The sequence below is a fragment of the Novosphingobium malaysiense genome (assembly GCF_000802225.1).
GTDB lineage: Bacteria > Pseudomonadota > Alphaproteobacteria > Sphingomonadales > Sphingomonadaceae > Novosphingobium > Novosphingobium malaysiense.
This window is the reverse complement of sequence record NZ_JTDI01000005.1, coordinates 423,550-436,544: the sequence shown is the minus strand read 5'-3', so window position 1 is coordinate 436,544 and position 12,995 is coordinate 423,550. Positions and strand designations below refer to the sequence as shown.

Sequence of the window (12,995 nt, the reverse complement as noted above, 5' to 3'; positions counted from 1 at the left end):
CATCAGCGCGTAAAACCTGCAGCGATGTCCAGGAGCGGCGGCAGGGATGGATTGAGATTGCCTGGATGCCAGACGATCACATGCTCGACTTCAGGCGGCTCGTGCAGCTGGCGAAGCACCACCCCGGCAGGCAATTGACCACCTAGCGATTCCGGCACCAGCGCAACGCCGATTTCCTGCGCAACGAGGCTCACGATAGTCTGCTGCAACTGGGTTTCGAGCCGGATATGCGGCCGCAATCCTGCCAAGCCAAAATACGCATCAATTGCACCGCGCAGCGACGGTGCGATATCTGCCGGCGTAGCTATCAGAGGTTCATTCGCGAGTTTCGCGGCAGAGACGATCGGCGCGGCTGCAAGGCGATGACCTTCGTAGAGCGCAAGGATCAGCGGCTCACGATAAATCCGCCGGGATTTCAGCGTCCCCATGCGCGGCTGGGCGAAGGTAATCCCCGCATCGAGAGCACCGGAAAGCACCTGCTCGCCGATGGACGAAGGTATAGTCTCTTTCAGCTGCAGCTGAACGCCAGGCCTTGCCGTCAGAAATCGCTTCACAAGCGGAGGCACGCTGCTGCGAGCAGCATGCATCATGAAACCCACTGTCAATTCGCCAAGCTCGCCGTCGTGTACCTGGCGGGCATTCCGGCAAGCCTGATCCAGCGATGCGAGCACCGCCTTGGCGTCGGCCAGGAAACGTTCGCCGGCAAGCGTCAGGCTGGCCTTGCGCGAGTGGCGCTCCAGCAGTTTGACCCCCAGGCCTTTCTCGAGCGCTGCGATTTGCCGGCTGAGCGGCGGCTGGCTGATGTGCAGCTGGCCGGCCGCGCGTCCGAAGTGCAGTGTTTCGGCCACCGCCACGAAATAGCGCAACTGGCGAACATCAATCATGATACGCAAATAGCATCAATCAAGCCCAGGAAAAGCATTGGATTGCATGGATTGCTGCAGCTAACCCGACTGGCGAACTGAGCCAGGCAACCCATGTTATCCGTTCTTTCGACCGTCACCCCGATCTTTGCGCTGATATTCACGGGCTGGTCGGTGCGAAGAATGGGGATATTCAGCTCCCAAGCGGTGAGCGAACTCAACAGGTTCGTCGTCTACCTCGCGCTGCCGGCACTCCTCTTCGACATTATCGCCAAGGCGCAATGGACTGAAATCTGGCGACCAGCCTTCATGGGAACATTCGGTCTCGGCACTCTGGCGCTATTCGGCGTGACAGTGGCCATTCGCCTGCGGCGCCCCCTGCACTTGGCGGATGCTGCGATCGACGGCCTCAATTCAGCCTACGCGAATACCGGCTTCATGGGGTTCCCGCTGGCTGTCGCAGCATTCGGCCACCAGGCGCTGACGCCCACGCTGATCGCAACGATCATCACGGCATGCATCGTTTTCGGCCTTGCGATGATCCTGATCGAGGTTGGCCTGCAGTCGGAACAGCACCCCCGGCACATGGTCAGGAAGATCACAGGATCGATAATACGCAATCCGCTTATCGCGGCACCGGCAGCGGGGGCAGCCGTTATGGCCATGGGGACGGGCCTGCCCGTGCCAGCAGAGAAGTTTCTTGCCCTTTTGGGCAGCTCCGCATCGCCCTGTGCACTGGTTACGCTTGGACTGTTCATGGCCGAAAAGCGCGAAAGTGCCGCAAACGGCCATGAAGCGGTGGCTCTTTTGACCATCATGAAACTGATCGTTCATCCCGCGATGACCTGGGCGATCGGCGCATGGATATTCAGGCTGCCCAAGGACCCGCTGCATGTGGCCGTGCTGATGGCTGCCTTGCCCACCGGCACCGGGCCATTCATGGTGGCGGAATTCTACCGCCGGGAAGCGGCAACGACGTCAAAGGTCATCTTGACATCGACGATCATCTCGCTGGCGACAATCACGCTCTATCTGGGCGTCATCTGACCGAACGCCGCACGCCAAGGCTCCGGCGCAGGCAGGTCAGAGCCAGCCGAGAACTGTCCGCACCGTCTTGCCCAGCACCCATTCCAGATCGGTTTCCGACAGGTCCGGATTGCACCGCATGTAATATAGCGCCTCGGACCAGCTCACAACAGGCCCGCCTCGCATTCGCTGGATCATCGGTTCTGCCGTGAAGTCACTGGCCCACATGATCCGCTCCCTGCCAAAAGCAGACATGGCACGGTCGAGATACGGGCGGACTTCGGGATAAGGGAATGCCCCGCCACCAAATAGACAGGGGGCGTGACTCCATTTGAGATAGGCGTTGGGATACTGGGCGAGCCGCAACAACGCATCGAATGCGTCATCATCAACGGCAAAACCGCAGTGGTCGAAGACGATTGGCAGCGACGGAAATTCACGCAGGTACCGCTCGAAGAAAGGAGCCTTGGCGTGCGAGGCGACGAAAGCAGGCAGACCGTTCGCCGTGGCGGCAGCGAAAAATGCCCGGCGCCCTCCGTCCAGAACCGCCTGCTCGTCCGCGGGGCCTCCCAGCAGGTAGCGCACGGCCCGGAAACCGGGCGTGGCCGCGGCCTGCGACATCCAGTTTTCCAGATCGGGATCGAGCGGGTTCATTCGCAGCAGATAGCTGAAGCGGTCCGGATTTCGCATCGCGGCGATCTGTGCACCAGGCCCGACCGGACGATATTCGCCGGTCGGCAACTGGTAATAGGGCCGTGCGGCATGCGCAGGCCGACCTTCACCGAAGTCCCAGCATTCATCAACCAGTGCGGAGCGGATCGTCAAGGCATCCATCACCGCCAAAGCCGTGGCTTCGTCAAGCGTATGGTGCAGGTGGATCTGGGCGTCGACGATGTCCATGAGCACGCTTCACCTTACCCTGTCATCAGACTTCGATCAGCACGGCCCCGGCCTGACCTCCGCCCGCACACATGGTTGCGATTCCAAGACCACCGCCGCGACGTTTCAGGTCATAGGCAAGCGTCTGGATCATGCGGCCGCCGGATGCGCCGATCGGATGTCCAAGCGAACATCCACTGCCCGAAATGTTTACCGTATCCTCGTCAATATCCATGACTCGGCAGGCGGCTACCGGGACTGCCGCAAACGCTTCGTTGATTTCCCAAAGCGCGATGTCCTCCCGCCTCCGGCTGGTGCGTGCGAGGATCTTTTCCACCACCTTGGGGACGGACAGGCCCGTGTCCTTCGGGTCGATGCCGATCGAGGTCCAGCCGAGGATCTTCGCCAGGACATCAAGCCCCTCCTCTCGGGCGATGTCCTCCCGGGTCATGACCATGGCGACCGCCGCATCATTGGTGCCGCTGGCATTGCCAGCCGTGATGCTGAAACCCTCGATTTCCGGATGCAGCGGCTTCAGGCTGGCCAGCTTCTCCAGTGTCGAGTCGCGCCTGGGGTGTTCATCCACTTCGAAAACGAACTCATTTCCCTGAGCGTCGATCGCCATGACCGGCACGATCTGTTCCTTGAAGTGCCCCTGGTCGATCGCTGCAATTGCCCGCTGATGGGAACGCAATGCCCACGCGTCCATTTCCTCTCGAGTCAGCCCGAGAGTACTCGCTGCATTCCAGCCTACCGTGATCGACATGTCCCGGTTCGGCGCCTCCGGACTGTCAGGATGCGTTGGCGGCATCCACCAGTCTTCGGTTTCACCGGTGTAGGGATTGCGCTGCTGCATATGCGGCATCATCGAGGATGAATTGACGCCGCCCGCGACCACGAACCGCTCCATTCCGGAAATGATTGCGCCAGCGGCAACGCCAGCCGCCGTCAAGCTTCCCGCGCAATGGCGATTTACAGCCATTCCCCCGGAATTAAGCAAGCCGGCCTCGACGGCAGCGTAGCGCGCAATAGCCCCCCCTCCGGATAGCGACTCGGCCATGACCACGTCGTCGATCTGATCGAACCCGACGCCCGAACGTTCAATCGCGGCCCGCAGGACCGTCGCCGCCAGCCGCTCAGGCGGCGTATTGAAAAGCGAGCCCTTGCGGGCGGTTCCGATCGCGGTCCTCGCGGTTCCGACGATGACAACATTCGTCATAGCAGCTTCCTCGTATTCATCCGCAAGCCTGCCAGCCTGCAATTGCGTTCAATCCCGGATCAGCCAGGGTTGCCGGAAAGCGGGCGCCTTGCACCGATCGAAATCGCCTTGACCGTAAGATCCGAAGGCAAGTCGGCCAGAGCCGTGAACGTGCCAACGACCGATGAAAGTTCGCTGGCGAAGCCCATGACATCCGCTAGGCCGCGCTTCTGGCATGCTTCCACGAACCGCATTGCGGTTTCGGGCTGCCAGTTTGGCGGAGCCTTTCCTTCTTCCGTCATCGACCCCGCCCGGACAGTCGTCACGCGCACACCCATTTCCTCGAGTTCATCGGCAAGAGACTTGGAAAACCGCTCCAGTCCGGCTTTTGACGTCTGATAGAGCGAAAGCATCGCAAACGGCATTTCGACCGATTCACTGCTTACATTGATGATGCTGGCCCCTTCGTTCAGCATCGGAATGGCCGACCGGCAGCACAGGATCGGCCCGATCAGATTGGTATTGATCATGGAGTAGATCTGGCTGTCAGTGGCTTCTGCCACCGTGCAAGGTTCATAGGTTGCCGCATTATTGATCAGAACATCGATGCCGCCATGGCTCTTGGCGATCTCGGCGAATGCGGCAGTAACGGATTCCGGAGACGACACATCGCATTGCACCGCCATTGCGGCGCCATCGATCTGGCCTGCCGCTTCCTGCACCTTCGACAGGGTGCGGCCGAGCATCACGACACTGTCCCCGCGTTCGGCAAATGCCTGCGATAACGCCCGGCCAAGCCCCTGCCCGGCTCCGGTAACTACGACGACCTTTCCCATCACTATCCCGCTTTCACTGGCTCTTGCACACCGCGCGGCACCAATCCGGCCGCACAAACATGAGGCAAGGACTAGAGCCCGAATCTTCTAATGCCAATTAAAATTTTCCCCCTTTGCGCACCTCGAGAAATGTTGAATTTCATTTCAAAATAATCTAACCCACCATCACCGATGAAGATGGCACTGCGAAACGAACCCCGGGCCAGTGCATGACCGGCCAAGCGTTCCCGGATTGCGGACGGACATGGAGAACATTGATATTGGTCAAGGCTTGCCGCAATACCACTGCGCAACAATCTTGACGCCCGATGTCCGCGAATGCCGCCCGGCCTGCTGATTTTCCAGTGGTCGTGGCGGAGTTGAGAAAATTCAGGGCCGTGCCCAAACGACGAGAGAGCGATGCCGAAAGTAACCTACATTGAATCAAATGGAACCGAGCACACTGTCGATGTTGCCGAAGGCGAAAACGTCATGCGCGGCGCGCTCTACAACGGCATTCCGGGTATCGAAGGCGAATGCGGCGGAGCCTGTTCCTGCGCCACCTGCCACGTCTACATCGCCCCGGCATGGTGGGAGAAGGTCGGCGCGCCCGAGAACGAGGCCGAAACAGAACTGCTCGAAGGCGCCGCGGCACCTGTCAAGGCCGAGAGCCGCCTGAGCTGCCAGATCGAGGTCACCTCCCAGCTCGACGGTCTTGTCGTGCACATGCCCGAAACCCAATACTGACCGGTCCGGCGGGAGTATAAAATCGTGAGCGACCAAACCTTTAAGGACTATGTGCAGGATCCGGCCAATCCGGTTCCGCCCAACCTGCCGAACCAGCCCGCAAGCGCTGGCCTTCCCTCCCATGTTCCGCCAGAACTTGTCGTGACCCAATGGCCTTTGAACACGCAGGAGTTTCTGGCCGCCCCCTATCAATTCATGGCGGATATGCATAACAACTATCCGCCGGTCTATTACGGTTTGGATCCTGTGCGCAGCAGCTGGGGTCTTCTCAAACATGCCGACTGCCTGCACGTGCTGCGCAATGCGGACACGTTCCGCAACCTGGAGGCTGTGCCGTTCCCCCGGGACAAGGAGAACTATTTCTTTTTCATCCCCCAGGAGATCGATCCTCCTCATCACCGCAAGTACCGCAACATCGTCGATCCACTGTTTTCGCCGGCCGGTATCAAGAAGCTGGAAGGCAAGATCCGTGGCCGCGTCAACGAATTGATCGACCAGTTCATCGACGATGGCGAATGCGAGTTTACTCTCGCATTCGGCCGGACATTGCCCGTCTCGATCTTCCTCGACATCATGGGCCTGCCTCAGGACATGCTCTTCACTTTCGCTTCTTGGGGCGATGAGATGATCCACGGCGGTTCGCCTGAAGTCTCAGGCGCTGCCCTTGCCAAGGCAGTGGAATACCTCACTGGTGCCATCGAGGAAAAGAAGCGGAATCCGGATGATGGCGTGATCAGCCTGATCGCCCACGCCGAAATCGATGGCCGCAAAATATCCGACAAGGAAGCGTTCGGCTTCGTCTGCTTCCTGTTTCTGGGGGGACTGGACACTGTCTACGCCACGCTCAACAATATCTGGGCATGGCTTGCCCAGAACCCCGACCGCGTGCAGGAAATCATCGACCGTCCCGACACGGACATCGACAAGATCATCGAAGAGCTGCTTCGCCGCTTCTCCGTCGTCCAGGCCTCCACGCGCTTCGTGATGAAGGACATCGAAATCGGCGGCGTTCAGATCAAGGCGGGCGATCGGGTGAACACGCTGCTACCGGTGGCCAACTTCGATCCGGACGTGTTTCCCGATCCCCTGACAGTCGATTTCGATCGTCCGCGCAAGACCACGCTGGCGTTCACAGTCGGGGTGCACAGCTGCATGGGCGGCCATCTTGCCCGCATGGAAGTCAAAACCGCGCTTCAGGAATGGCTCCGCCGTATCCCGAAATTTTCGATCAAGCCCGGCGAGAAGATAGAATACAAGGCGGGCGGTGTCATTGGGCCGGACAAGGTCCCATTGGTCTGGTAAATTAGGCAACGGGCTAGCCGGGAAATACCATCGGCCTGCACAACGAAACAGGGGCCGTCCTGGTGGACGGCCCCTGTTTCGTTGTGGAAACCCGGGAGCAGTTCTGGCTGCTCCCGGTCATTTGCTTCAGGCCGGTTCCTCGGCCTTTTGTTGCGACATGACCATCCGGGCAATATCGCCGGAAGTGACAACCCGCGGGTTCTCTGTCGGCTTGACTCCGCCGTAGGATACCGGGGTGGTATCGACCCCCGCCAGACGCGCCTTCTCGCGCAGCGCACCAACAGTGATCTCCTCGCGCTTGAAGTGCGAGAACAGGTCGAAGTTGTAATGCCTCATGACGTTACCGTGGGTAATCTTGTCAATCTGCACGTCGGTGAGGTGCTTGACCGAACGCCACAGGTATTCCGGCACTTCAGGCCACAGACAATCGGAATGCGGATAGTCGCATTCATAGGCGACCATGTCCTCGTTCAGATCCTCGAGATGCTTCAGGCCGAAGATGTCGTCCACGAAGCAGATCATGAAGTGACGCTTGAAGATGTCGCTCGGCTTGTCGTTACCGAAATCGATGTGCGTCCAGGCCTTGTGCCGCCAGTTTGCATAATCGGCACGTTCCATGAGGTAGGGCACCCAACCCAGCCCGCCTTCCGAGACGCAGATCTTGAGCGTCGGATAGTCCCGCAGGGCCTTGAGATAGAGCCAGTCGGCCATGCCCACATTCACTGACATCGGCATGGTCGTGATCCACGCCTCGATCGGCGTCTCGTCCGACGCATGCGGCGCCGGATTGCCCGCACCAATGTGCAGGTTGATCACCATGTCATGATCGGCCAGAGCCTTGAACATGGGATTCCAGTACTCGTTGTGAATACTAGGCAAACCGGCCTTGGTGGGATTATCATTGAGGCTGACAGACGTGACACCCTTGGCGGCCTGCCGCTTTATCTCTGCCACGGTCTCTTCCATGTTCCAGGTCGGCAGCAGGGCGTTGGGGATCATGCGTCCAGGATAGGCCCCGCACCACACATCCAGATGCCAGTCGTTATAGGCACGAAGGTGGATGAGGGCCGCATCCTTGTCCTTGGCCTTCTGGAACAGTCCGCCATCGAAACCCGCCATCTGTGGATAGTTCAGCGAAGCGGCGATACCGTTCACATCCATATCGGCAATGCGCGCATGGACGTCCCAATGCCCGCGGCGATGCTGCGCGAGGTTGGTGGGCTCCATCCCGTATTCCTCGGGCGGCCTTCCCGTTACAGCGCCGATTCCGACATAGGGAATAATCATCCCCTGGTATTCCCAGTAGTTAGTGCCGTCCGGCGTTTCCTTGTGTTGCGGCGCGCTAGCAAGGACATCGCCCTTCAGCTGCGTTTCAAACATGTCCGGCGGCTCGATGATGTGATCGTCAACGCTGATGAGCACCATGTCGTTCATTTGCATAGTTCAATCCTTCCCAATCAAAGAGCAGAAATCCTGAGGTCAAATTTCAACCGGCGGCCACGCTGGCTGGCACCTCGCCCTGTGCGATGTAGCGATCGATCATCCGGTGCAGGTTGCGGCAGCGGATTTCGGAATAGCGTCCGAAGTGGACCGGTCCCTCACCAAGCGCACGCAAGCCCTCCTGCACGAACGGGATATTGGACTCGTCCTGATCGTAGACACCGGATAAATACCCGAGCACGTCGGTTGCCACCGACCATGGCTCGTCCGGTTCCAGCATCCGCAATTCTGCGGGTGGCGGAGGTGCCTCGTTCAGTGGGGCCAGCTTGTACAAGAAGACTTCCATCAGGCACTTCTCGTGATCGAGCCCGACCGGACGGAACCGATAGGAGATCTTGGTGGCAAGACTGCCCCAAATATGGAAGTTGGGAAACAGATCATGCGAGAAGCCGTCGGTGAAATCGGCATCGCAGCGGTTACTCAGGTCCCGGCCGGTCCGCTCGGACAAGTTCTTGCGGCCAGTCATCGCGAGGAAGTGGCGTTCGGTCATTTCCGGCCCGAACTCCAGCCCTGCTGGCTTGCCGGCCTTGTTGCCGTTCTTCATCGCCAGATCTAGGATCTCTGCCGGAGAAAGTGGCGGGCCATCATAAAGCAGGCCGGGAATACCGTGGTAGGAAACGGCGCGGGTAACATGGTCCGACAAAATGTCATACTGCGCGTTGGCATCGGGCGTATAGGGCGAGACCTGCGGGTGCGTCACTCCAACGTGATGATTTTCCAGGAACGCTTCCTGTACCACCTTCCAGTTCGCATTCAGCACCTTGCCGACATGCGCCGCCTTGTAGACGTCGTCGATCATCCAATAATCCATGTGGCGCGGAAGCGGGGCGGCGACGTCCTCGAACGGGGCGCAATGCGGATCGTAGTTCACGAACACGAAGCCGCCCCATCGAGCGACCTGGACTTCCTTTAGACCGAACTTTTCAGGTTCGATCGACGGAAAGTCCCAGGCGACCGGCCCCGGCTCGAAGCTGCCGTCAATGTTCCAGGTGAAACCGTGATAAGGGCACCAGAAGTTCGTCCTGCAGCCGCCATGATCGACGAGCTTGCGGCCGCGGTGGAGGCAGATATTCTCGAACGCCCGCACCGATCCGTCACGCTGACGCACAACCAGCAAGGGGCGCTGCACCAAGTCAAACAGATAGGTATCGCCGGTTTCCGGGATTTCCTCCTCGCGACAGGCATATTGCCAAGTCTTGAGGAAGACGTGCTCCACTTCCTTCGCGAAGAAGGCAGGGTCGGTATAGCGCTTTGCGCTGACCGGCTCTGTGCCCAGATCCACCACGCGATGTTCACGCACAATAGACGAGGTATGCTGGAATCGGTCATCGGTATCGAGGACGTCCTGATACGTCGGGCCGTCCCACCTTTCAGTTTCGAGCCGCTTGCCCGGCCTTACTTCGATGTCTGCATATGTTGCCATGTCGCAATCCTTTCCCTGCCTCGGGATTCCCCTTGCGATGGGAACCAACGGGCAGCACAGTGCGGCATCGGCCTGATCGTCAGATATGATTTTAATCAAATTTCAAATTTGAGAATCTTCAATGCTCGCAGCAATCGGTGAAACTCTACCGAAAAAAAATGGGCGGCTGCCCAAAAGCAGCCGCCCGGCATGCATCCCGGTGGAGATCAATGCAAATCCGGCGGCGTCAGCGCCGCGCGGAAATTCCAGCCTCGTCGGGCAAGATCACTCACCCTTGACGAGGGCTATCGCCGCAGCGGCAATCTTCGCAGCATCTGTCATGTGAGCTGTTTCCAGCGGCTTTGAGAAAGGTACCGGATTGAACGATGCCCCCAGGCGCTTCACCGGCGCCTTGAGTTTACCGAACAACTGATCCTGCACCACGGCCGCAATTTCCGCACCGCAGCCGAAGGGAACGACAGCCTCGTGCGCGATGAGCAGGCGCCCGGTCTTTTCGACGGAAGCAAGCACGGCCTCCTGATCCCACGGCTGTACTGTCCGCAGATCGATGATCTCCGCGCTCACCCCAGCGCCACTAATGGCCTGAAGCGCGCCGAGAGCTTCCAGAACTGTGCGCGAATAGGAGACAATGGTGATATCAGTGCCCGGCGAGAGGATATTCGCTTTGCCGAGCGGAACCCGGTGACCGGCTTCCGGCTTTGGCCCCTTGGTCCAGTAGATAGGCATGTTCTCGACGACCATGACCGGATCCGGATCATCGATAGCACTGCGCAGAAGCCCGTAGGCATCCTCGGTGGTGCTGGGGCAGACCACCTTCATGCCCGGAGTGTGCGCGAACCATGCCTCGTAATAGTCGGAATGTTGCCCACCGGTGGACATCCCCGCCCCGGTCATCGTCCGGATTACCAACGGACAATGCGTCTGCCCGCCAGACATGTAGCGCAATTTGGCGGCGTGGTTGACGATCATGTCCATTGCCACGGTGGTGAAATTCATCAGCATGATCTCGGCAACCGGCCGGAAGCCGACGAGACTCGCGCCCACCGCAGCACCGATGATCGCTTCCTCCGAAATCGGCGTGGTGCGCACCCGGAGCTCGCCAAACTTGGTGGACAACCCCTTTGTCAGGCCAACCACGCCACCTTCCTCGGGGTCGGCGATATCCTCGCCGAGCACCAGCACCTGATCATCATCGCTCATGGCATCCGATAGGGCCTGGTTGTAGGCCTGCAACACCGTGATCTGCGCACTCATGCGACTTCTCCGTAAACGTCAGTGCACGCCTCTTCAGCGGCGGGAAAAGGAGAGGCGAGAGCAAATTCCACTGCTTCATCCAGCGACGCTTCATGCGCGGCCTCGATCGCGGAAAGTTCCTCTTCGGTCGCAATCGCCTCGGCAATCAGGCGCGCCCGGAACAAGGGATAGGGATCCCTGGCCTTGGCTGCTTCCATCTCCTCCTTCGGAATGTAGCCGCTGGCATCACCGAAAACATGCCCCTGAAAACGGAAGGTAACGGCCTCGATCAATGTCGGCCCCTCTCCTGCGCGTGCACGGGCAACGGCTTCACAGAAAGCCCCATAAAGTTCGACTGGATCGTTCCCATCAACACAAATGCCCGGCATGCAATAAGCTGCGGCGCGATCCGCGATGCGTTTGGCGCTCGTTGATTTTTCGTAGGCCGTATGTTCACCCCAAAGATTGTTCTGGCACACGAAGATTGTCGGAAGCTTCCAGACTGACGCCAAGTTCAACGCCTCATGGAAAGCACCGATGTTGGACGCAGCATCGCCGAATGTGGCCACGGCGACGCGGTCTTCGCCGCGAAGCTGCGACGCCCAGGCAAGACCATTTGCAATTGGCATTGAGGCACCGACGATACCCGTGGTAACCATGACGCCGTGCTCGACATCGGTCAGGTGCATAGGCCCACCCTTACCCTTGCAGGTCCCCTCAACCCGGCCAGCAATTTCGGCCCAGAGCGACTTGAGCGGCAATCCCTTGGCAAGCATGTCGTGAATGCCCCGGTAGATCGTGCAGAGATAATCCGTATCCTTCAGCACGACTCCCATCGCGGCAGGAATCGCCTCCTGCCCGCGGTAAGAATAATAAGGCATAATGAGCCGCCCTGTGGTGATAACCTTGCGGCTGCGCTCGTCGTTGGCCTTGAGAAGTGCCATCTTGCGGAACATTTCAAGCTTGGTCGGCCCATCAGGCACATAGGTGTTGGTAGACAAGTCCCTCCCACTCCTCAATCTGCGGGTATTCCCCGGGAAATACCGTTGTTTAAAGGCTGTCGCAGGACACAGCTGCAGCCCGGGTCAAGCGAACGACCTGCGAGCATCTCCAGCCCAAGGACAGTCGAATAATTTTAATTTAATATAAATTCATGAAGCATTTTCCGCAAGGGCAATCGGCCTATCCTTTCTGGCAGGTACGATCTGCACCCACATTCACGGACGAATTACCCAGCCGCCATCAACGTGCAGCGTCTGTCCCGTTATCCAGGCGCCGGCAGATGAGCACAGGAGCATCAAGGCACCGACCAATTCGTCCGGGGTGCCGCGGGCACGCCCGGCCACAACGGAATCGAGATATTGGAGGAACGGCGAATCGTCGGGCAACAGCATGTTGCCGGCGTCGGTAGAGACACTGCCCGGCGCGATTGCATTGCAGGTGATCCCTTCCTTGCCCAATTGTTTCGCCAATGCCGTGGTCAATCCTACGAGAGCGATCTTGCCGACACCGTAAATCGATGTTGCAGGGAAAGCCCCGCCGGAAGACTGGTTCACGATCCTGCCGCCTCCCCTTGTCCGCATCATCGGGATGACGGCCTGACTGCACAGGAGCGCTCCAGTCAGGTTGACGTCGAGCATCTTGTTCCAGGCATCGAGGGGCACGTTTTCCACGGGCTCATATCCCAGTTCCACCATCAACGCGGCATTGTTGACGAGAATGTCCACGCCTCCGAAGGAAGCTTGTGCGGCTTGCGCCATGGAGAGTGTCGAAGCGCGATCGGCGACATCGACTTTCACGCCGATCGCCCTGCCGCCTGCTGCAGTGATTTCGGCAGCGATAGCCTTGGCACCATCCTCATTAAGATCCGCGACGACTACCGAGGCGCCGGCATTGGCAAGACCTACCGCGTAAGCACGGCCGATCGAATTGCCTCGTCCGCCGCCGCCGGTCACGATAGCGACCTTGCCATCGAGCCGAAACTGATCAATTGAAAAGTCCATTCTCTC

12 protein-coding genes are annotated in these 12,995 nt (G+C 59.2%); 3 read left to right on the top strand and 9 right to left on the bottom strand.

Annotated features, from left to right (window positions below):
• Positions 1-2 precede the first annotated feature (2 nt).
• Positions 3-866, bottom strand: coding sequence for a LysR substrate-binding domain-containing protein (locus tag LK12_RS17690; RefSeq protein ID WP_231568409.1), 864 nt, complete (start codon positions 864-866; stop codon positions 3-5).
• A 111-nt stretch (positions 867-977) separates the two neighbouring features.
• Here LK12_RS17690 and LK12_RS17685 point away from each other — a divergent pair, with 111 nt between their 5' ends.
• A complete protein-coding gene (locus LK12_RS17685; protein WP_039286723.1) occupies positions 978-1,910 on the top strand; it encodes an AEC family transporter in 933 nt (310 codons plus the stop codon).
• Between the two features lie 36 nt (positions 1,911-1,946).
• Here the strand turns inward: LK12_RS17685 and LK12_RS17680 are convergent, their stop codons facing one another.
• From LK12_RS17680 to LK12_RS17670, 3 genes are read right to left on the bottom strand one after another with little or no spacing between them, the layout of a single operon-like run.
• On the bottom strand, positions 1,947-2,789 hold the full coding sequence (locus tag LK12_RS17680) for an amidohydrolase family protein (RefSeq protein ID WP_039286722.1): 843 nt from the start codon (positions 2,787-2,789) through the stop codon (positions 1,947-1,949).
• Between the two features lie 25 nt (positions 2,790-2,814).
• Positions 2,815-3,987 (bottom strand): thiolase family protein, encoded by a 1,173-nt coding sequence (locus LK12_RS17675; RefSeq protein ID WP_039286719.1) that lies wholly within the window; start codon positions 3,985-3,987, stop codon positions 2,815-2,817.
• A gap of 59 nt (positions 3,988-4,046) precedes the next feature.
• On the bottom strand, positions 4,047-4,802 hold the full coding sequence (locus LK12_RS17670; protein ID WP_039286718.1) for an SDR family NAD(P)-dependent oxidoreductase: 756 nt from the start codon (positions 4,800-4,802) through the stop codon (positions 4,047-4,049).
• A gap of 399 nt (positions 4,803-5,201) precedes the next feature.
• Here LK12_RS17670 and LK12_RS17665 point away from each other — a divergent pair, with 399 nt between their 5' ends.
• Both LK12_RS17665 and LK12_RS17660 read left to right on the top strand, forming a co-directional pair.
• Entirely contained in the window at positions 5,202-5,528 is a 327-nt protein-coding gene (locus tag LK12_RS17665; RefSeq protein ID WP_039286717.1) for a 2Fe-2S iron-sulfur cluster-binding protein, read from the top strand.
• 24 nt (positions 5,529-5,552) lie between these two features.
• Positions 5,553-6,830 carry a cytochrome P450 gene (locus tag LK12_RS17660; RefSeq protein ID WP_231568407.1) on the top strand — a complete coding sequence of 426 codons (1,278 nt, stop codon included), beginning with the start codon at positions 5,553-5,555 and terminating at the stop codon, positions 6,828-6,830.
• Between the two features lie 126 nt (positions 6,831-6,956).
• Here the strand turns inward: LK12_RS17660 and LK12_RS17655 are convergent, their stop codons facing one another.
• The 5 genes from LK12_RS17655 to LK12_RS17635 all read right to left on the bottom strand — a co-directional run bounded on the left by LK12_RS17655 (position 6,957) and on the right by LK12_RS17635 (position 12,989).
• Positions 6,957-8,264, bottom strand: coding sequence for an amidohydrolase family protein (locus LK12_RS17655; protein WP_231568406.1), 1,308 nt, complete (start codon positions 8,262-8,264; stop codon positions 6,957-6,959).
• A 52-nt stretch (positions 8,265-8,316) separates the two neighbouring features.
• Positions 8,317-9,753 (bottom strand): aromatic ring-hydroxylating oxygenase subunit alpha, encoded by a 1,437-nt coding sequence (locus LK12_RS17650; protein ID WP_052223550.1) that lies wholly within the window; start codon positions 9,751-9,753, stop codon positions 8,317-8,319.
• 264 nt (positions 9,754-10,017) lie between these two features.
• Positions 10,018-11,007 (bottom strand): alpha-ketoacid dehydrogenase subunit beta, encoded by a 990-nt coding sequence (locus LK12_RS17645; RefSeq protein WP_039286713.1) that lies wholly within the window; start codon positions 11,005-11,007, stop codon positions 10,018-10,020.
• On the bottom strand, positions 11,004-11,942 hold the full coding sequence (locus tag LK12_RS17640; RefSeq protein WP_052223574.1) for a thiamine pyrophosphate-dependent dehydrogenase E1 component subunit alpha: 939 nt from the start codon (positions 11,940-11,942) through the stop codon (positions 11,004-11,006). Before LK12_RS17640 ends, LK12_RS17645 begins: the two co-directional genes overlap by 4 nt.
• Before the next feature lie 261 nt (positions 11,943-12,203).
• Positions 12,204-12,989: an SDR family oxidoreductase gene (locus LK12_RS17635; protein ID WP_039286711.1), complete on the bottom strand. Its 786-nt coding sequence runs from the start codon at positions 12,987-12,989 to the stop codon at positions 12,204-12,206.
• Between the last annotated feature and the right edge of the window lie 6 nt (positions 12,990-12,995).